Origin of the sequence: Variovorax sp. VaC1, from assembly GCF_043658315.1 — a bacterium.
In the GTDB taxonomy this organism is placed as follows: domain Bacteria; phylum Pseudomonadota; class Gammaproteobacteria; order Burkholderiales; family Burkholderiaceae_C; genus Variovorax.
Genome location: NZ_JBIGLT010000001.1, coordinates 1,129,763 through 1,149,463, shown reverse-complemented (window position 1 = coordinate 1,149,463; position 19,701 = coordinate 1,129,763). Strand labels below are relative to the sequence as shown.

Annotated in this window: 19 protein-coding genes; 2 read left to right on the top strand and 17 right to left on the bottom strand. The window is 65.4% G+C overall.

The window, feature by feature from the left end; all coding sequences use genetic code 11:
- Positions 1–38: 38 nt before the first annotated feature.
- The 13 genes from hfq to ACGLHS_RS05385 form a co-directional block, all read right to left on the bottom strand.
- Positions 39–284 (bottom strand): RNA chaperone Hfq, encoded by a 246-nt coding sequence (hfq, locus tag ACGLHS_RS05445; RefSeq protein WP_012747311.1) that lies wholly within the window; start codon positions 282–284, stop codon positions 39–41.
- 194 nt (positions 285–478) lie between these two features.
- Complete coding sequence (gene der, locus ACGLHS_RS05440) at positions 479–1,822, bottom strand: ribosome biogenesis GTPase Der (protein ID WP_093237563.1); 1,344 nt, start codon at positions 1,820–1,822, stop codon at positions 479–481.
- A gap of 60 nt (positions 1,823–1,882) precedes the next feature.
- Positions 1,883–3,025: an outer membrane protein assembly factor BamB gene (bamB, locus tag ACGLHS_RS05435; protein WP_394477551.1), complete on the bottom strand. Its 1,143-nt coding sequence runs from the start codon at positions 3,023–3,025 to the stop codon at positions 1,883–1,885.
- A 7-nt stretch (positions 3,026–3,032) separates the two neighbouring features.
- On the bottom strand, positions 3,033–3,725 hold the full coding sequence (locus tag ACGLHS_RS05430) for a YfgM family protein (protein WP_394477549.1): 693 nt from the start codon (positions 3,723–3,725) through the stop codon (positions 3,033–3,035).
- 6 nt (positions 3,726–3,731) lie between these two features.
- A complete protein-coding gene (hisS, locus tag ACGLHS_RS05425; protein WP_394477547.1) occupies positions 3,732–5,042 on the bottom strand; it encodes a histidine--tRNA ligase in 1,311 nt (436 codons plus the stop codon).
- 15 nt (positions 5,043–5,057) lie between these two features.
- Complete coding sequence (gene ispG, locus ACGLHS_RS05420) at positions 5,058–6,335, bottom strand: flavodoxin-dependent (E)-4-hydroxy-3-methylbut-2-enyl-diphosphate synthase (protein ID WP_394477545.1); 1,278 nt, start codon at positions 6,333–6,335, stop codon at positions 5,058–5,060.
- Positions 6,332–7,279 carry a helix-turn-helix domain-containing protein gene (locus ACGLHS_RS05415; protein ID WP_394477543.1) on the bottom strand — a complete coding sequence of 316 codons (948 nt, stop codon included), beginning with the start codon at positions 7,277–7,279 and terminating at the stop codon, positions 6,332–6,334. The genes ispG and ACGLHS_RS05415 overlap by 4 nt, the downstream gene beginning before the upstream one ends.
- On the bottom strand, positions 7,272–8,126 hold the full coding sequence (pilW, locus tag ACGLHS_RS05410) for a type IV pilus biogenesis/stability protein PilW (RefSeq protein WP_093237557.1): 855 nt from the start codon (positions 8,124–8,126) through the stop codon (positions 7,272–7,274). The genes ACGLHS_RS05415 and pilW overlap by 8 nt, the downstream gene beginning before the upstream one ends.
- A 4-nt stretch (positions 8,127–8,130) precedes the next feature.
- Positions 8,131–9,279, bottom strand: coding sequence for a 23S rRNA (adenine(2503)-C(2))-methyltransferase RlmN (gene rlmN, locus ACGLHS_RS05405; protein ID WP_394477541.1), 1,149 nt, complete (start codon positions 9,277–9,279; stop codon positions 8,131–8,133).
- Positions 9,280–9,300: 21 nt separating this feature from the next.
- On the bottom strand, positions 9,301–9,726 hold the full coding sequence (gene ndk, locus ACGLHS_RS05400; protein ID WP_013542117.1) for a nucleoside-diphosphate kinase: 426 nt from the start codon (positions 9,724–9,726) through the stop codon (positions 9,301–9,303).
- A gap of 151 nt (positions 9,727–9,877) precedes the next feature.
- On the bottom strand, positions 9,878–11,713 hold the full coding sequence (locus tag ACGLHS_RS05395; protein WP_394477538.1) for a pseudouridine synthase: 1,836 nt from the start codon (positions 11,711–11,713) through the stop codon (positions 9,878–9,880).
- Positions 11,710–12,636: an SMC-Scp complex subunit ScpB gene (scpB, locus tag ACGLHS_RS05390; RefSeq protein WP_394477536.1), complete on the bottom strand. Its 927-nt coding sequence runs from the start codon at positions 12,634–12,636 to the stop codon at positions 11,710–11,712. The genes ACGLHS_RS05395 and scpB overlap by 4 nt, the downstream gene beginning before the upstream one ends.
- 129 nt (positions 12,637–12,765) lie before the next feature.
- Entirely contained in the window at positions 12,766–13,779 is a 1,014-nt protein-coding gene (locus ACGLHS_RS05385; protein WP_394478177.1) for an RluA family pseudouridine synthase, read from the bottom strand.
- A 35-nt stretch (positions 13,780–13,814) separates the two neighbouring features.
- Between ACGLHS_RS05385 and ACGLHS_RS05380 the strand changes: the two genes are divergently transcribed.
- On the top strand, positions 13,815–14,621 hold the full coding sequence (locus ACGLHS_RS05380) for an outer membrane protein assembly factor BamD (RefSeq protein WP_093237553.1): 807 nt from the start codon (positions 13,815–13,817) through the stop codon (positions 14,619–14,621).
- 89 nt (positions 14,622–14,710) lie between these two features.
- On the opposite strand, the gene ACGLHS_RS05375 is transcribed toward ACGLHS_RS05380, so the two are convergent.
- Together ACGLHS_RS05375 and ACGLHS_RS05370 are read right to left on the bottom strand one after the other, a co-directional pair.
- Entirely contained in the window at positions 14,711–16,765 is a 2,055-nt protein-coding gene (locus ACGLHS_RS05375) for an ATP-dependent DNA helicase (RefSeq protein WP_394477533.1), read from the bottom strand.
- Positions 16,762–16,965 carry a DUF465 domain-containing protein gene (locus tag ACGLHS_RS05370; protein WP_093237551.1) on the bottom strand — a complete coding sequence of 68 codons (204 nt, stop codon included), beginning with the start codon at positions 16,963–16,965 and terminating at the stop codon, positions 16,762–16,764. Before ACGLHS_RS05370 ends, ACGLHS_RS05375 begins: the two co-directional genes overlap by 4 nt.
- 106 nt (positions 16,966–17,071) lie before the next feature.
- On the opposite strand from ACGLHS_RS05370, the gene ACGLHS_RS05365 reads away from it, so the two are divergent.
- On the top strand, positions 17,072–17,842 hold the full coding sequence (locus tag ACGLHS_RS05365) for a PP2C family serine/threonine-protein phosphatase (protein ID WP_093237550.1): 771 nt from the start codon (positions 17,072–17,074) through the stop codon (positions 17,840–17,842).
- A 25-nt stretch (positions 17,843–17,867) separates the two neighbouring features.
- On the opposite strand, the gene ACGLHS_RS05360 is transcribed toward ACGLHS_RS05365, so the two are convergent.
- Both ACGLHS_RS05360 and zapE read right to left on the bottom strand, forming a co-directional pair.
- On the bottom strand, positions 17,868–18,533 hold the full coding sequence (locus ACGLHS_RS05360; RefSeq protein ID WP_093237549.1) for a hypothetical protein: 666 nt from the start codon (positions 18,531–18,533) through the stop codon (positions 17,868–17,870).
- On the bottom strand, positions 18,530–19,627 hold the full coding sequence (gene zapE / locus ACGLHS_RS05355; protein ID WP_093237548.1) for a cell division protein ZapE: 1,098 nt from the start codon (positions 19,625–19,627) through the stop codon (positions 18,530–18,532). Before zapE ends, ACGLHS_RS05360 begins: the two co-directional genes overlap by 4 nt.
- Positions 19,628–19,701: the final 74 nt, after the last annotated feature.

Genomic DNA, 19,701 nt, shown 5'->3' with positions numbered 1-19,701 from the left:
GGAAAAAGCGCGACGGCAAACCGCCGCGCTCCGCGCGATCAGGCTGCGGCGTCGTCGTTCTCGGCAGCCGAGAAGTTGACGGCACGACCCGGCACGATGGTGGAAATGGCGTGCTTGTAGACCATCTGCGTCACAGTATTGCGAAGCAACACGACGTATTGGTCAAAAGACTCGATCTGGCCTTGCAGCTTGATACCGTTCACCAAATAAATGGAAACCGGCACATGCTCACGACGCAAGGTGTTCAGAAACGGGTCTTGCAGAAGTTGCCCTTTATTGCTCACGATATTCTCCGTGTTCAAGAGTAGTTGTTGGAGAGAAGACCTTAACACAGGGTTTCTGCGCTGCAGCAACCGGGGTCAAAAGCCTTGAGAAAATAACGGCACTCAAAAGAGGGAACTTCTGCACCTGCTGCAACTCATCGGCAGCCATCGGCGCTCAAGCCCGCTCAAGCCCGCTCAAGCCCGCTCAAGCCCGCTCAATCGTCTTTGTCGGCAAACGGGTTTGCAGAGCTCTTGAACTGGATTCGCAAGGGCGTGCCGACAAGATCAAATTCCTTGCGGAAACGGCCTTCGAGAAAGCGCTTGTACGCCTCCGTCACATGCTCCAGCGAATTGCCATGAATGATGATCACCGGCGGATTCATGCCGCCCTGGTGCGCATAACGTAGCTTGGGACGGAACATGCCACCCCGCTTGGGCGCCTGGAATTGCACCGCCTCCAGCAGCAACCGGGTCAGCACCGGGGTCGACATCTTGCGAGTGGCCGATTTGTGGGCCTGCGCAATGGCCTGCCACACCGGACCCAGGCCCTGGCGCTTGATGGCAGAAATGAAATGCAGCGCCGCAAATTTCAGGAACGGCAGCCGCGTTTCGATCTGCCGCTGGATCTGCTCGCGCTGATAGCTGTCGACCGCATCCCATTTGTTGATGGCGATCACCACCGCACGGCCGCTTTCGAGGATGTAGCCCGCAATGTGCGCATCTTGATCGGTCACACCTTGCGTCGCATCGAGCAGCAACAGCACGACATTGGCCGATTCGATGGCCTGCAGCGTCTTGACCACCGAGAACTTCTCGATCGCCTCGAACACCTTGCCCTTGCGACGCAAGCCAGCCGTGTCGATCAGTTCGAAATGCTGGCCATTGCGCTCGAAGGGCACCGAGATGGCATCGCGCGTGGTGCCTGGCATGTCGAAGGCCACCAGCCGCTCTTCACCGAGCCAGGTGTTGATCAGCGTGGACTTGCCCACGTTGGGCCGCCCGGCCACTGCCAGCTTGATCGGCTTGTTGGCGTCGTCCTCGTCCGCTTCATCGTCCGGATCGGGCAAATGCAGCGGCTCGAGCGCCAGTTCGATCAGGTCGCGCATGCCCTGCCCGTGCGCGGCAGACACGCCGTGCACGTCGCCGAAACCCAGCTCGTAGAAGTCCACGAGCTTGGTGCCGTCATGCATGCCCTCGGCCTTGTTGGCCGCCAGCACGCAGGGCTTGCCGAGCCGGCGCAGTTCGTTGGCGATGTCGTGGTCTTGCGCCGAGAGGCCTTCGCGGGCATCGACTACGAAGATCACCACATCGGCTTCAGCCACGGCCTGCCGCGTCTGCTTGGCCATTTCCTTGTAGATGCCGCTGCCCGCGTCGGGCTCGAAACCGCCGGTGTCGATCACGATGAACTCGTGCTTGCCCAGGCGACCGTTGCCGTAATGGCGGTCGCGCGTGAGGCCGGCGAAGTCGGCGACGATGGCGTCGCGCGTCTGGGTCAGGCGGTTGAACAGCGTCGACTTGCCGACGTTGGGACGCCCGACCAGGGCCACGACCGGCTTCATGGCCGGCCTTTCGATGGCGCGGTTTTCATGGTCGGGCCTTGGGAGTGAGAAAAGGAGAAGTTATTCAGGGCGGTAACCAAACACGCCACCCTTGGCGGTCACGATCACGACCGTGTTGCCAGCCAAGACCGGCGCGACGGTGATGGCTGAACCATCGGGCGTGACGCGATTGAGCAGTGCGCCGTCTTCGCGCGAAACGAAGTGCAGGGTTCCGGTGTTCTCGCCAATGATGAGCGAGCGGCCCACAGCCAGCGGCGAGGTCAGTTCACGGTTCTTGAAGCGGGTCGATTGCCAGGCGCGCTCGCCGTCGGTACGACGCCAGGCCACGACGCTGCCGTCGGTCTCGGTGCCGTAGACAAAGCTCTGGTCCCCGCTGACGCCATCGGCGCCCATGGCCGGCTTGCTCCACGCCAACGCGCCGCGCTGGGTTTCGACGCAGCCGACGCTGGCGTAGTACGCACGCGCGCAGACCGAATCACCGACGCGGCTCACGCTGCCGGTCAGGTCGACCAGACGCTCCACGTCGTTGGTGCCACGCGGCGCCGCGATGGGCGACTCCCAACGCGAGGTGCCGTTGGCCGGGTTGATGCCCACCAGGCGGCCACCGATGCCGGCCACCAGCGTGTCGCCCACGGCGATCAGCACACCGGCCTTGCGCAGCACGAGGTTTTCACCAGCGCGCTGCTGGATCCAGAGGCGACGGCCGCTCTGGCCGTCCCAGGCGCTGATGCTGCGGTCGGCGGTCTGCACAAACACGCGACGACCAGCGACCAGCGGTGCGGTGAAGGCTTGGGCCGACAGCTTCTGCTTCCACAGGACCTTGCCGTTCTGCAGCGCAACCAGTTCGTTGTTGGTCGTGACCACGGCGGCCATCGCGCCGTCGCTACCGACGCCCGCAGCCAGCGGGGCGCCGGCATTGCCACGCCAGGTTTCACGACCGGCACGTGCGTCGATAGCGACCACCGTGCCGTCGCTGCCCGCCACGGTCACCGTGTCGCCGCTGACATCGGTGGTGAGAGGGAAGCCGACGTCCGGAATCTTCACCGTCCAGGACTGGCGCACGCCCATCAGGGACGGGTTGGCAGGAAGCTCGGCTGGCTTCGGCTTGCTGGTGCCAGAACAGGCGGCCAAGAGTGCTACCAAAACAATAGCTGATCCCGCACGCAGGGCGGTCGATTCAGGCATGAGACGCTTGAAATTCATGATGCGGTCAGGGAGTTTTGGGGGCGGCGGGAGTGACAGTGACGACCGGGGCAAGGCTCTTCGGGTCGACACCGACGGCGTTGAGCTTGATCTCGATCAGGCGGCGATAGTCGGAGGCGGCACCCAGACCCGTCCAGGCCTTGCGGTACTCGAGCTGTGCTTCGTCGCGCTTGCCTTGGGCCAGGTAGATGTCGCCCTTGCGATCGGCCACCAGCGGCTCGAATTCTGCGGGGACCTTGCCGTCGAGCTGCTTCAAGGCTTCGTCGTAGGACTTGCTGTCGAGCAGTTCGGCCGAGAGGCGCAACTTGGCGATCACCTGGTAGCCGGGGTCGATGGCGTTCTGAGCCACCCAGCCCAGCGCGGCGCGCGAGCCTTCGGCATTGCCCTTCTCGTACAAGGTCTTGGCGACCAGCAGGCCAGCCTGTTGCGCATAGGTGGTGGTGGCGAAACGCTCTTTCATGTCGCCCAGCACGCGCTGGATGCGCTCGACGTCGCCGGACTGCGTGCTGCGCTCGACCTCGTCGTAGAGCGCGGCAGCCTGCGCCGCCTTGTTGCGCTGGAAGTACTGCCAGCCGTTCCACGCCAGGAAAGCACCGGCGGCAAGCAGCACGACCCAGGTGATCAGGGTGCCGTAGGTATTCCAGAAATGCTTGAGCTGGTCGAGCTGTTCCTGTTCTTCGAGATCGAGATGGGTTGCCATGCGCTGTCAGATGTTGGGAGCCGGCGATTGTAGGGTGGCGGCCCAGGTGGCCACTTCAGCAAGCGTTCGGAAAGTTTGCGCGCCGCTTCCGTCGCGCAGCGCCTTGAGAGTCACTTCACCGCGTGCAAGTTCATCGGCACCGAAGATCAGGGCGTAGGTGGCACCGCTGTTGTCGGCCCGCTTGAACTGCGACTTGAAGCTGCCAAGGCCGTCGACCGTGGCCGCATGCATCTGCACGCGCACGCCTGCATCGCGCAACTGCTGCAGTGTGTGCAACACCACCGGCATGGCCGCGGCATCAGGCACGACCGCGTAAACGTCGGGCACGGGCATCGGGATGTGGGTGCCCTGCTCTTTCATCAGGTCGAGCACGCGCTCCACGCCCATCGCCCAGCCTACGGCAGGCGCCAGCTTGCCGCCGATCTGCGTGATGAGATCGTCGTAGCGGCCGCCCGCGCACACCGTGCCCTGCGAGCCGAGGCGATCGGTCACGAACTCGAACACGCTGAGGTTGTAGTAATCGAGCCCACGCACCAGACGCGGATTGATGGTGTAGCTCACGCCATTCGCATCGAGGATGGCCTTCAGGCCATTGAAATGCGCAAGCGATTCGGCCCCCAGAAAGTCGATCAGCTTCGGTGCCGACTCGACGACTTCCTTCATCGCCGGATTCTTCGTGTCGAGGATGCGCAGCGGATTGCTGTGCAGGCGGCGCTTGCCGTCCTCGTCGAGCTTGTCGGCATGCGCCTCGAAGTGGGCGATGAGCTGTGCGCGGTGCTGGGCCCGCTCCGCGGGCTGGCCCAGGCTGTTGAGTTCGAGGCGAACGTCGGTCAGGCCGATCCGCTTCCAGAGCGCGTTCGCGAGCAGGATCAGCTCGGCATCGACGTCGGGGCCGGCAAAGCCGAGGGCCTCCGCGCCGATCTGGTGGAACTGGCGAAAACGCCCGCGCTGCGGCTTCTCGCGACGGAACATTGGGCCGATGTACCAGAGGCGCTTGCCGCCGTCGTAGAGCATGTTGTGCTCGATCACCGCGCGCACCAGGCCGGCGGTGTTCTCGGGCCGCAGCGTCAGGTGATCGTTGTCGCCGTACTTGTCGGAGCGGTCGTGGAAGGAATACATCTCCTTCTCGACGATGTCGGTCACCTCGCCGATGCCGCGCACGAACAGCGCGGTGTGCTCCAGGATCGGCGTGCGGACGTTGCGGTACGCATAGCGCCCCATCAGGTCGCGCACGGTGGCTTCGAGCCACTCCCAACGCGCCGATTCGGGCGGCAATATGTCGTTCATGCCTTTGACGGCATTCAATTTTTCAGCCATGAGTCTGCGGAGGTGTCAGGCAGCGACGGCGTGCTCGCCGCCGAAGCGCTTTTCGATGTAGGTTTCGACGAGTTGGTGGAACTCGTTGGCGATATTGTCGCCGCGCAACGTGAGGGCCTTTTCGCCGTCGATGAAGACCGGCGCAGCGGGCGCCTCGCCCGTGCCGGGAAGGCTGATGCCGATGTCGGCGTGCTTGCTCTCGCCAGGGCCGTTGACGATGCAGCCCATGACGGCCACCTTCATCGTCTCGACGCCCGGATATTTCTTGCGCCAGACCGGCATCTGCAGGCGCAGGTAGTCGTCGATCTGCTTGGCCAGTTCCTGGAAGGTCGTGCTCGTGGTGCGGCCACAGCCCGGGCATGCGGTGACGCTCGGCACGAAGATTCGTAGGCCCAGGGCCTGGAGGATCTCAGAGGCAATCACGACTTCCTGCGTGCGCGATTCACCCGGCTGCGGCGTGAGCGACACACGGATCGTGTCGCCAATGCCCTCTTGCAGCAGGATCGACAAAGCCGTGGCCGATGCCACCGTGCCCTTGGTGCCCATGCCGGCCTCGGTCAGGCCGAGGTGCAGCGGGTAGTCGCAACGCTTCGCGAGTTCGCGGTAGACCGAGATCAGGTCTTGCACGCCGCTCACCTTGCACGACAGGATGACCTGGTTGCCGGCCATGCCCATCGATTCGGCCAGCCTGGCAGATTCGATGGCCGAGGTGATCAACGCTTCGTACATCACCTGCTTGGCGTCCCAGGGCTCGGCACGCTGGCTGTTGATGTCCATCAGGCTCGCAAGCAGTTCCTGGTCGAGGCTGCCCCAGTTCACGCCGATACGCACCGGCTTGTTCCAACGCATGGCGGCGTCGATCATCTGGCCGAACTGGCGATCGTGCTTGTCACCCTTACCGACGTTGCCGGGGTTGATGCGGTACTTGCTCAGCGCCTCGGCGCAAGCCGGATAGTCGGTCAACAGGCGATGGCCGTTGTAGTGGAAGTCGCCGACCAACGGCACGTCGATGCCCATGCGGTCGAGCTGCTCGCGAATGTAAGGCACCTGCGCCGCCGCCTCGGGCGTGTTAACGGTGATGCGCACCATCTCCGAGCCAGCAATGGCCAGTTCCTTGACCTGGATGGCCGTGCCGATGGCATCGACCGTGTCGGTGTTCGTCATCGACTGAACGCGAACCGGCGCGTCGCCACCCACCGTGACGACACGCGAGCCCCAGACCACGCTGGCCTGGCGCGAACGGCGCGGCTTCGGGGCCGCCGATTCGATGGGCTGGGGAGTGCAATCGGTCACGATGTCACCTCGAAACGTGCCACGCCACCACCACGGGTGACAGGCTTCAGATCGTAGGCCTTTCCGCGCACCTGCACATCGACAGCCGAGGCGCGGCCCACCACCACGGACAGCGGCAAGGTGCCCGACAGCCCGACCGTTTCGCCGGCCTGCAGGCTGCGGCGCAGCAGTTGCTTGCCGCCGGCCTCGGTCACGGTGATCCAGCATTCTTCGCGCGCGACGAAAACGAGCTGCTGGCTGCTGCTCTCTGCCGGGGCTGCGGGAGCGGCAGCCACTGGCGCCGCCGCAGCGTTGGTATTGGCTGCCGGCGCATCGCTCACAGGGCCGCTCGGCGCCACAGATTGCGTGGGAGCGGCTTCAGCCGCCACGCCCGTGCCGCCCGAAGGTTGTCCGCTCGCAGGGGGCTCGATCGTCGAAGCGGCGTCGGACTCACTGCGCGCGGTCAGGCGCGAGACGGAGGCGCCAATCTGATCAAAGACCGACTGGGGCAGCCAGAACAGCGCACCCGCGCCAACCAGCAGCAGCACCACGACCGTGAGCACCGCACGCGAAGGCAATCCGCTCGAGCGGCCACCGTTGTTGTTCCAGCGCGGCGTTCCCGAGCTGATGTTCGTCTTGATGGTGCGGTCGGCCACGGCCAGCGACACTTTCTGCGTGCTCGGCAGCTTTGCCAGCACCGGCGCGGGGTCGATGCGCAATGCCCGGCAGACGCTGCTGGCCAATGCACGCGCGAAGACCGGATCGGGCAGCGAGGCGATGTCGTCCGCTTCGAGCGCCATGAGTTTCTGCGGCGGCACCTTCAGCGCGGCCGCCACCATCTCGATGTGCAGCCCGTGGGCCTCGCGCGCTTCGCGAAGCAGGTCGCCAGCCGTCTTGTGCGTGATGTCGCCTTCCTCGAGCGGCTGCGCCGCGGAAGTGCCGAACTCCGAAACCCGATCAGTCATTGAAATTCCCGCGCTCGTACGCTGATGCCTCCCGCGACTGGGGGAAACGTCGCTGCAGTTGGCCTCCCAACTGTGCAACGGCCTCGCGGTTGTTGAGCTTGCGCTCGATCTTGATGCCGAGCCAGAGCGTCTCGGCGCTGGCCGAGGGGCTGTTGTTGACGCGGCGGATGTAGAACTGCGCGCGCGACCATTCTTCGCGCTGCGCGAGCACCGAGGCCAGGTTGAAGCCGACCACCGGATTGCCGGCATCGAGTTCGTAGGCCTGCATCAGGCTGCGCTCTGCCTGCGGGCGAAGGCCGGCCTTGAGCTCGCAGACGCCTTGCGTCATCAGCGTCTTGGCACGGTCGGTATAGCCGGGCACCGCGAGCGCTTCGGTGAACTGCTGCGCCGCATCACCATAGCGGTTCTGCTGGCACAGCAGCCAACCGTAGTTGTGGCGGATGTTGGGGTCGCGCGGATTGATGGCAATGGCACGGCGGAAGCTGTCTTCGGCCATGCCGGCATCTTCGAGCCGCATGTAGACCAGGCCGCGCAGGTTGTAGGCGTCGGCATAGTTTGGGTCGGCGACCAGCGCCTGCTTGATCTCGTCGAGGGCCACGGTGGTCTGGCCGTTCTGGAAATAGCCGGAGGCGAGTTCCATGCGCAGGCGCGCGCGGCGCTGCCGGCTGGTCTCGTCGGACTCGGTCACGATCTCCGAGCCCTGGCTCGAACTGCTGTCGGCCAGGCTGGTGGTGGTGGTCCGCGTGTTGACGCAGCCTCCGAGCAGAAACGCCACGGCAACGCCGGCAAAACTCGCGGCCAGCATTCGCTGCGCGCTTGCGGTCGTCATCGGAAAGGCCATGCTCATTGCGTCAATGCTCCTGGGGGGCGGTCTTTTGGACCGGATGCAAAACAATGGGTCGCTCGGTCGCGCGGCGCTGGGCCATGCGCTCGGCCGCGCGGGTGCGGTCCTTGACGTCGCCGGCGAGCTGTCCGCAGGCGGCATCGATGTCGTCGCCGCGCGTCTTGCGCACGGTCGTCACGAGCCCGGCCTCGCTCAGCGTCTTGGCGAACTCCAGCACACGCGGCTGCGGCGAACGCAGCAGGCCCGAGGCCGGAAACGGATTGAATGGAATCAGGTTGAACTTGCACGAAACGCCATGCGTTCGCACGAGTTCGATCAATTGCTTTGCGTGCTCGGGCTGGTCGTTCACGCCATCGAGCATGCAGTACTCGAAGGTGATGAAGTCGCGCGGCGCATGCACCAGATAGCGCTTGCAGGCTTCGAGCAGTTCGGCAATCGGATACTTGCGATTGAGCGGCACGAGGTCGTCGCGCAGCGCATCGTTGGGCGCATGCAGCGACACTGCCATCGCAACGGGGCAATCGGCGCCCAAGCGGTCGATCATCGGCACGACGCCGGAGGTCGACACGGTCACGCGGCGACGCGACAGCCCGTAGGCGTTGTCGTCGAGCATCGTGCGCAAGGCGGGCACCAGCGCCGAATAGTTCTGCAGCGGCTCGCCCATGCCCATCATCACCACGTTGGAGATGACGCGCTCATCGCGCTTCAGGTGTTTGCGAAGGAAGTGCTCGGCAAACCACAGCTGAGCAACGATTTCGCCCGTACCGAGGTTACGGCTGAAGCCCTGATGCCCGGTCGAGCAAAAGCGGCAACCGACCGCACAGCCGGCTTGAGACGACACGCACAGGGTGCCGCGGTCGTCTTCGGGAATGAATACGGCTTCGACGGCATTGCCGTCACCGACGTCGAACAGCCACTTGATCGTGCCGTCCTTGGATTCGTGCTGCGTGAGAACCGGGAGCGCCTCGACGCGCGCGGTGGTGGCGAGTTTTTCGCGCAGCGACTTGGCCAGATCCGTCATCTGGGTGAAGTCGCTGGCGCCACGCTGGTGAACCCAGCGGAACAGCTGCGTGGCGCGGAAACGCTTCTCGCCGAGTTTTTCGCAGAACGCAGCCAACCCCTCGAGATCGAAGTCGAGCAGGTTGGCCGTGGTCATGGAATCAGTCGACAGACAGCTTCAGCGTGCGTAGACGTTGAGGCCGGCGAAGAAGAACGAGACTTCGTTCGCTGCGGTTTCAGGGGCGTCCGAACCATGGACTGCGTTGGCGTCGATGCTGTCGGCGAAGTCGGCGCGGATGGTACCGGCGGCTGCCTTCTTCGGATCGGTGGCGCCCATCAGGTCGCGGTTCTTGGCGATGGCGTTTTCGCCTTCGAGCACTTGCACGAACACGGGGCCCGAGATCATGAACTCGACCAGGTCCTTGAAGAAGGGACGCTCCTTGTGCACCGAGTAGAACTGCTCTGCTTCGTTGCGCGACAGGTGCACCAGCTTGGCGGCGACGATCTTGAGGCCGGCAGCCTCGAAGCGGGAAACGATCTTGCCGATGACGTTCTTGGCGACGGCGTCGGGCTTGATGATGGAAAGGGTACGTTCGATAGCCATTGAAATGCTTCCTGAGCTTGATTTTGAAGTGTTTTGTCACAACTGCAACGAATTTGTTGCGTCACAAGTCGACAAAGCCTCTGATTTTAACCGGCGCAAGCCCCGGGATTGGCGAAAACCCCGTGAAAGGCCGCGCTGAAACGGCAGGCTTTCAGCGCCCGCGACGGCGTCCGCCGCCTTGGCCACCCTGGCCACCGAAGCCGCCACCACCGCCTCCGCCACGGCGACCACCCGGGCCACCGCGTTGCTCCTTGCGCTGGCGCGAGAAGCTGTCGGCGCCGATGTAGCCCAGCGAGGTCTTCATCGGATCGGGCTGGTTGGCACCGCTCGGCTGACGGTCGTCGCCCTGCTGGCGATTGCCTCCGCCCTGGCGGTTGTTACCGCCGCCATTGCCACGGCGCCCCTGCCCTTGCGGAGGGCCACCGTTGCCACCGCCACGGTTGGCACGACCGCCCCGGTCGCCACGCGGAGGACGGCCATCGCCCAGCGGACTGGGGATCGGCGCATCGCGCCCCTCGTCGCGCGGATCGCGCATCTCGCGCGGTTGCTGGCCGCCACCGCCATTGCGATTGCCACGGCGCTTCTTGTTGCGACCATTGCGGCCACCACCTTCGGGGCCGCCCGGGCCGCGTTGCGGCGGGCCCGCCGGGCGCGCGGCCGCACCACCGGACGCCTGGAACAGCGCGCGGATGTCGCGCTCGTCCAGTTCCATCCAGGCGCCGCGCTTCAGGCCACGCGGCAGCACCATCGCGCCATAGCGGATACGGATCAGCCGGCTGACCGCATGGCCCACCGACTCGAACAGCCGGCGAACCTCGCGGTTGCGGCCTTCGGAAATGGTCACGCGGTACCAGCAGTTGGAGCCTTCGCCACCGCCCTCTTCGATCGTGCCGAACTGGGCCATGCCGTCTTCGAGGCGAACACCGTCAAGGAGCTTCTGCTTTTCTTCGCTGCTGAGCGCACCCAGCACGCGCACCGCGTACTCACGCTCCAGGCCGAAGCGCGGATGCATGAGCTGGTTGGCCAAGTCACCAGAGCTGCTGAACAGCAGCAGGCCTTCGGTGTTCAGGTCGAGCCGGCCGACGGACTGCCACTTGCCCTGCTGCAGGCGCGGAAGCTTGCGAAACACGGTCGGCCGGTTCTGCGGATCGTCGTGCGTGACGACCTCGCCGGTGGGCTTGTGGTACGCGATCACGCGCGGCGGCGGTGGCGCGATGCGATAGCGGATCGGCTTGCCGTTGATCTTGACCTGGTCGCCGTATTGGATGCGCTGGCCGATATGGGCGGGCTCGTTGTTGACCGAGATCCGGCCCTGCAGGATCAGCGCCTCCATTTCGAGCCGCGAACCCAGGCCGGCCTGTGCCAGCACCTTGTGCAGCTTGGGCGAATCGGCTTCAGGCAGCAGCACGCGCTTGAGCGGTGGCACCTCGGGGCTTTCTTCGTCGGCATCGAACTGGCCCGAAATGACGTCGGCAAAGCGGATCGGCTCGGGCGGAAGCGCGTTGCGCTGCTCGCGCTCGGCGGCGCGGCGTGCGCGGTCGAGGTCGTCTTCCTCTTCGTCGGGCTCTTCTTCGTCCTCGTCGTCACCATCGTCCTGGTCATCGCGATGGCCGTGGACCACTTCTTCCGAAGGACGCGACGCCTCGACTGGTGCGGGAGCGCGATCTTCTTCGGGCGCCACGGCAGCGACCGGGGCCGCTTCAACTGCGGCAGCCGCGACAGCCGCGCCAGCTTCAGGGGCCGGGGCAACTGGCGCCGCTTCGAGCACGGTCGCCACAGCTTCATCGGCCACAGGCTGTTCGACAGGCTTTTTCTTGCGGGCACGCGGCTTCTTGGGCTCTTCGGCCTCCACCGGCGCAACAGCCTCAGGCGCTACCGATTCAATAGCATCACCCGCAGCCTTCTTGGGCGCAGCCGCTCTTTTCTTCTTCTTGATTTCGGGCTCGACCGGCGGCATTGCCGCGTCGTCGGTGTCGGATGGGCTCATGAGGTTTTTCCGGGAGAAACTGCGTGGGGATCGGCCTCGTCCAGGGACGTGGTGTCGGGTTTTGGCTCTGGCTGTGATGGGAATTCGGGCGCTGGGGCGGCCTCGACAGACGGCACCGGGTCAGCGTCTGCGTCCGACTCGGCAGCCGGTTCGGCGATGGGTTCGTGCTCGACCGTCGCCTCGGACGGGATCTCGACCGCGTCGGCTGCGGCTGCGTTTTCGGCCACCTGTGCCGCAGCGGCCTCCAAGACCTCGGGCGCAGCCTCCACGGTCGCGGGCTCGCCCACTGGAGCGGCAGCCTCTTGCGAAGCACCCTCCTTCGCAGAGGCTTGGGCCGTGCCCTCTTCGACCAACAGGTCCGGCTGGTCGCCCGACGCCTGCTCGAGCGCATCGACGAGCGCAGCCTGTTGCGCCGGGGTTTCGATCAGCGGCAATTCGCTGAGCGACGCCAGGCCCAGGTCGTCGAGAAACTGGCGCGTGGTGGCATAGAGCGCCGGCCGACCGACCGTTTCGCGATGGCCGATGACCTCGACCCAGCCGCGGTCCTCGAGCTGCTTGAGGATCAGCGAGTTGATCGTGACGCCGCGAATGTCTTCCATGTCGCCACGCGTGGCCGGCTGACGATAGGCAATGATGGCCAGCGTCTCGAGGGCGGCGCGCGTGTAGCGCGGCGGCTTTTCAGGGTGCAGGCGATCGAGGTGGTCGCGCATCTCGGGCCGGCTCTGGAAGCGCCAGCCACTGCCGACGCTCACCAGCTCCAGGCCGCGTTGCGCCCAGTCTTCCTGCAATTCAAGCAACAGCACCTTGATGGTGTCCACTCCCAGCTCGTCGTCGAAAAGCACGCGCATGTCGCGCACCGGCAGCGGCTGGCTCGAACAGATCAAGGCGGTTTCGAGAATGCGCTTGGCATCCGCCGTATTCATGGTTCGCGTTATCCGGGAAAAGGCGCCTGGTAGACGCTTGTTCAGAAGGATGAAAGAAGGAGGCGTTGCCGGCACTCGGCGAATGCAACGCGGGGCCGGCATCGAGGGGCCGGCGAGGCCCTCGGGCCGTCAGGCGCGATTGTAGTCCAGCCCCCAGGACTGCAAAGCCCGGGCGAGATCGGGCGGCGGCGGCGAGCGGAACTCCATCGCAGCCTGCGTGACAGGATGCACGAAGGCGAGCCTGAATGCATGGAGCGCCTGCCGCTCCAGCCCGACGGCAGGTGCGCCGCCATAGAGCGCATCGCCGACCAGCGGATGCCCGATGGACGCCATGTGCACGCGAATCTGGTGGGTGCGGCCGGTTTCGAGCGTGCACCGCACGGCACAGCCGTCGGCATGGGAATCGAGCCGCTCGATCAGCGTGCGCGCCGTCTTGCCCGGATGGCGCTCCAGATCGACCACCGCCATGCGCAGGCGATTGCGCGGATCGCGGCCGATGGGGGCGTCGACCTGTCGGGCGGCGCCGCCGAGCCAGGGCTTGTGCGCCATCGCCAGATACTGCCGCTTGACCTCGCGCGCGGCGATCAGCGCCACCATCGCGTCCATGGCGGCCCGCGTGCGCGCCACGACCATCAACCCGCTGGTGTCGCGGTCGAGCCGGTGCACGATGCCGGCGCGCGGCAGCAGCACGGCCTTCGGGTCCAGCGCCAGCAGGCCATTCAGCAGCGTGCCGCTCCAGTGGCCCGGCGCCGGATGCACGACCAGCCCAGCCGGCTTGTCGATGATGCGCAGGTGTTCGTCTTCGTGCACGGTGACGAGGTCCATCGACTCGGGGCGGAAGGCCTGGCTCTGCGGCGTGGGGCGCAACTCGATGCGCCCCGCCTGCCCCGCCTTCACCGTCGCCGAGACCTTGGTGAGCGTGCGCCCCTGAAGCTCCACCGCCCCGGCCTCGATCAATTGCTGCAGGTAGCTGCGGGAAAACTCGGGCACCAGCGCAGCAAGCGCGCGGTCGAGCCGCTGCCCGTGCTGGGCCTGGTCCACGACAAAGGGCCGCAGCTCGCTGGCTTCGATCGGATCAGCGCCCTCTTCGTGTTCGGACGCCTCCACAGTTTCAGGGGTATTGCCCGAAGGGCCGGTCGATATAATTGAGGGCAACTGTTTCACGAAAGCCGTATGTGATGTTTCGCGCCAAATTATCGGTCCCCACCTGGATCGCGCTCGGCTTAGCGGCTGCACTTGCAGCTGGCTGCTCTTCCACCAAGGAAGACAAGACCGCCGGCTGGAGCCCCAACCGCATTTATTCCGAAGCCAAGGACGAAGCCGGATCGGGCGGCTACGACAAGGCAATTCCGCTCTACGAGAAGCTCGAAGGCCGTGCCGCCGGCACGCCGCTCGCGCAGCAGGCTCAGCTGGAAAAGGCCTACGCCCAATACAAGTCGGGCGAAAAGGCGAATGCCATCGCCACCATCGACCGCTTCATGAAGCTGCATCCGGCCAGCCCGGCGCTCGACTACGCGCTGTACCTCAAGGGCGTGATCAACTTCAACGACGACCTCGGCATGTTCGCGTTCCTGACGCGCCAGGACCTGTCCGAGCGCGACCAGAAGGCCGCCAAGGAATCGTTCCAGTCCTTCAAGGACCTCGTCACGCGATTCCCCGATTCGCGCTACGCGCCCGATGCGCGCCAGCGCATGAACTACATCGTGAACTCGCTGGCTCAGTACGAAGTGCACGTGGCCCGCTACTACTACACGCGCGGCGCCTACCTGGCCGCCATCAACCGCGCCCAGATCGCGCTGTCCGACTACCGCGAAGTGCCGGCGCTCGAAGAAGCCCTGTACATCATGGTGAAGTCGTACGACGCCCTCGGCATGAAGGACCTGCGCGACGACGCGCAACGGGTGCTGACCACCAACTATCCCCAGAGCACGTTCCTTGCGAACGGCTTCCGCGGCAAGGACGATCCCTGGTGGAAGGTCTGGTAAGCCGGGACTTTTTTCCGCTTTCCAACAAAATCTCGCGCCTCGGCGCGTAACGCCAAAGCCTCCCTTACGGGAGGCTTTGGCGCTTCTGGCTAGCTCTTGAGCGCTTCCAGCGCCGCGTTGAAATCCGATTCGTTGTCCAGCCGGCGCATCGGTGGCAACGCCGCCAGCAGCCGGCGCCCGTAACCCATAGCCACCAGGCGCGTATCGCAGATCGCCAGCACGCCGCTGTCGGTCTCGCGCCGGATCAACCGCCCCGCGCCCTGCTTCAGCGCCACAGCCGCTTCGGGCAACGAGTAGTCGCTGAACGAACTCCGGCCCTGCGCCTCGAGACGCTGCGAACGCGCCTCGACCAAGGGATCGTTCGGCGGCGGGAATGGCAGCTTGTCGATCACTACGAGTTGCAGGGCATCGCCGGGCGCATCGAAGCCCTCCCAGAACGAAGCGGACGCGACCAGCACACAGCCCGCACGACCGTCGCTCGCGCCTTCCCGGAAACGGTCCATCAGCACGCGCTTGGGCAACTCGCCTTGCACCAGCACCTCGGGCCGCGCATCGGTTTCGAGCAGCTCGAACTGCTGCCGCATTGCGTCGCCGATGGTGCGCAGGGCTCGCAGCGTGGTCGTCAGCACCAGGGTGCGGCCACCGAGTTCGGCCGCACCATGCGCGGCCAATTGCGCGACCCGTTGGCTGTGCACCGGATCGTTGGGCTTCGGAAAAGCACGCGGCACGTACAGCGCAGCCTGCGAGGCGTAGTCGAAGGGGCTCTGCACACGCAGCACTTCCGCATCGTGCAGACCGCAGGGCTCGGTGAACCATCGCAACGTGGGCTCGTCGCCCAGCGTGGCCGACGTGAAGACCCAGGCGCGGCCGCCGTCCTCGTGCACCGGCTCCTCGCGCGCAACCTCTTCGCCATAGCCATCGACTTCGGTTTCGACCTCTGCAATCTTGAGCACGCGCTTGCGCATGGCCTCGGCGATGTCGAGCGGCGACTCGATCAACCGCAGCTGCGAGCCCACATCGACCCAGCGCACCGAATCGACCTCACAGGGCAATGCGAAGCGCGCCGTGCGCTTCGCGAGTTGCCGTGCCCGCTCGTGCAAACGCACGAAGTCGGGAGAAATTTCGCTGACCGTATCGAGCCCCTCGGCCGCCAACTCGAAAGAATGCTGCAGGTCGTCGAGCGACTGCTGCCAGGCGTCCGGATCGATGCCCTCGGGCGAAGCGCCCAGCCAGCGCAGCTTGGTGCCCGGCCATTGCTTGCCCACCACCAGCCGCAGCTCGCGCGCGGCGCGTTCGACCCCCGCGACCAGCTGCTGCCAGTCGACCAGTCCACGCGCATGCTGCAGCCCGGCACCGAGCATGTCGCGCGCGAAATCGAGCGCCTGCCCGCTGCCGAGTTGTGCGCCCAGGAACTGCACGCCGGTTTCGTTGAGTTGATGGGCTTCGTCGAACACCACCACGCTCACGGTCGGCAGCAGCTCCGCCATGCCGGTTTCGCGCACCGCCAGGTCGGCAAAGAACAGATGGTGGTTGATGACCACGATGTCGGCCGCCAGCGCCTCGCGCCGGGCCAGATTGACATGGCAAGGCTTGAACTGCGGACACTGCGCGCCCAGGCAGTTCTCGCGCGTGGACGTGATCAGCGGGATCAGCGGCGAACGCTCGTCGAGCCCCGGCAATTCGGCCAGATCGCCCGTGCGCGTGGCCTTCGACCATTGCTCGATCTTGGCGAGCGTGCGCAGGCTGCCGCGCTCCGGCAGCGACGCGTCGTGCCGTGCCGTGTCGAGGCGATGCAGGCACAGGTAGCTGCCGCGCCCCTTGAGCAGCGCCGTGCGCACCGGCAGCCCGAATGCCTCGACCAGCCGCGGCAGATCGCGGCCGAACAGCTGGTCTTGCAAGGTCTTCGTGGCGGTCGACAACAGCACGCGCTCGCCGCTCAGCAGCGCCGGCACGAGGTACGAAAAAGTCTTGCCCACACCGGTGCCGGCCTCGACGACCAGCACGCCGCCCTGGTCGATGGTGCGTGCAACAGCCATCGCCATTTCGGTCTGGCCCGAGCGTTCGCGGAATTGATCGGCAGCGCGCGACAACGCACCGTCGGGCGCGAAGGCGTCGCGCACCTTGTCTTCGAGGCTTTCCGTCACGCAGGTTCTCTCGGGTCGAGCATGTTTTCGACGCGCGTGATCTGGTCACGCAGCGCAAGGCGGCGCTTTTTCAGGCGCCGCAGCAAAAGCTCGTCTTGTGGCAACGCCTCGGCCAGCCGGTCGATGGTGGCGTCCAGATCGGCATGCTCGATGCGCAATTCGATCAGTTGGCGGGAAAGGGAATGAAGATTGGAGTCCAACGGTGGGGAGCGAACGCGGGGTTTTCGCGGCGCATGTTCATTCGATAATACGTCCTGACAAGAATCCCCGAGAAGACAGAAAACGCGCCCTGAGCGCATACGCCTCATGACTCAAGGCTTTCGACTTGCCGCGGCCACCGGACTCCACAAGGGTGACCGCCCCTACCAGCAGGATCAGGTGCTGATGATGAGCCATCCGCGCGTGCCCGGCTGCGTGCTGGGCGTCGTGGCCGACGGCATGGGTGGGCGCAGCGGCGGGCGCAAGGCCTCCGACCAGGTGCTGATGACCGCGCGCCAGCTCTTCACGCGCTACCAACCCGGCCGCGACAACCCCGAGGCCATGCTCAAGCAGATGCTGGAAGACTCGCACACGGTGATCAAGCTCACCGCCATCTCAAGCGAACAGGAACCTCACAGCACCCTCGCCGCCTTCCTGATGAATCCGAAGGGCGACTGCGCCTGGATCCACGCCGGCGATTCGCGCATCTATCACTTTCACGACGGCCAGCTCATCAAGCGCACACGCGACCATTCGTACGTGCAGGCGCTGATCGACCGCGGCCAGATCAGCGAAGCCGAGGCCAACACGCACCCGCAAGGCAACATCCTGCTGGGCTGCCTGGGCATGGCGACAACGCCACCGCCCATCGATCCGCACTACATCCCCAAGATGGAATCAGGCGATCTGCTGATGGCCTGCAGCGACGGCCTCTGGCACTACTTCAGCCCCGAAGAACTGGCGAGCGTGCTCTACGCGCAGCCGCCGCGCGATGCGGTTGAAATTTTGGTGGGGGAAGCACGCCGCCGGGCCCGTGGCACCGGCGACAACATTTCGATTGCCGTCCTGAAGCTCGACGCGCTCCCGGCAGCGGACTGACCGGCAGGCCGCTCCCGTATCTGCCTCAGCGCGCGGGCGCCGAGGCGGCCGGTGCCGGCGGCAACGGTGCGCCACGCGGCTTGCTGCGGTTGGCATTCTGCCGCTCGCGGCTGGCCCGGTGCTCCTCGGCACGCTTTTGCTTGTTTTCGTACTGCTGGACGGCAGTCGGCGCCTCGGCCCGGCGCTGCGCAGCCTTGGCCTGCTCGTCGGCGTTCGCCTTTTGCTTGGACTCGAACTGGCGCTGGCGCTCAGCATCCTGCGCCGCTGCCGAAGCCCGGCTGGCCGCATGGTCGGCGGCGCGCTGCTCGCGGTCCTTCTGGTTCTGGATCGACTGGTCCCGCTTCTCGGGCGAATCCTCCGAACGCGGCGTGCTCGCCTTCTGGTCGAGCTTCTGCAGCTCGGCCGCGCCACTGCGCTGGCGCTGGATGTCGTTGATCGCCGTTTCCTGGCGCTTGATGTTGGCCGTGTCGACGCGCCGCCGGTCGCGGCTCTCGCGCAGGCAGTCTTCGACCGCGAATTTTTTGTAGCAGGCCACCCGCTCTTGCAGAAAGCGCTTTTCGACGGCCTCGCGCTCGGCGGAAAGCCTGCTGCGTTCGGCATCGAGGTCGACACCGCCCGACGCCGCATTGGACTGCGCCCAAAGCGGCAGGCTGGCCAGTGTCATCAACAGGGCAAGAGCGATTTTTTTCATGTAAGTCGGGTGTCGACGACGCGTCGTTCGAGGGCAAGAAACTCGCTCGACTGCATCTCGGTGAGCCGGGAAACCGTGCGCGGAAACTCGTGCGCCAGGGGCCCCTCGGTGTACAACGCCTCCGGCGGAACCTCGGCCGACATGATGAGCTTCACGCGCCGGTCGTACAAGACGTCGATCAGCCAGGTGAAACGACGTGCTTCAGAGGCCATGCGCACCGGCATGTGCGGCACGTCGGACAGCAGCACCGTATGGAACTGGCTGGCAATTTCGAGGTAATCGTTCTGCGAGCGCGGTCCGCCGCATAACGTCTTGAAGTCGAACCAGACCACACCGCCGGCTTTGCGTCGTGCGCGGATCTCGCGCTGCTCGATGTGCAGCACGGGGTTTTCATCGGCCGTTTCGGCCAGCTTGTCGAAGGCCTTGCGCATTTCCTTTTCGGACGCCGCATCGTTGGGCGTGAGGTACATGCGCAGTTGCTCGAGCGTGCGGCGCCGGTAGTCGGTGCCGTTGTCCACGCTGAGCACTTCGAGCTTCTCGTTGAGCAGCGCAATCGCGGGCAGGATGCGGTCGCGATGCAGCCCGCCGGGGTACAGGTCGTCGGGCTTGAAATTGGAGGTGGTGACAAAGCCCACGCCGTTCTCGAACAACGCCACCAGCAGCCGATGAAGAATCATCGCGTCGGTGATGTCCGCGACGTGGAATTCGTCGAAGCAGATCAGCTTGTAGCGCTTGGAAATGCGCAGCCCCAGCTCGTCGAGCGGGTTGACGGTGCCCTGCAGCTCGCGCAGTTCGCGGTGCACCTCGCGCATGAACTCGTGAAAGTGCAGGCGCGTCTTGCGCCGCAGCGGCACGGCGTTGAAGAACAGGTCCATCAGGAAGCTCTTGCCACGCCCGACGCCGCCGTACATGTACACGCCGCGCGGCAGCTCCGGCCGGTTGATGAACTTCTTCAGCGCGTTGGAACGCTGCGCCTTGTACTCGGCCCACTCGTTCGCGCAGCGATCGAGCGCCTGGACGGCACGCAGTTGCGCGGGATCGCTCTTGAACCCGCGCGCCGCGAGTTCCGCTTCGTAAGCCTGTATGACGCTCAAGGGATTCAGATCGCTGGAAATTGAAAAGCTTCAATCACCCGGTTGACGGGCGATTGAAGCCGGTTCGCTCAAAC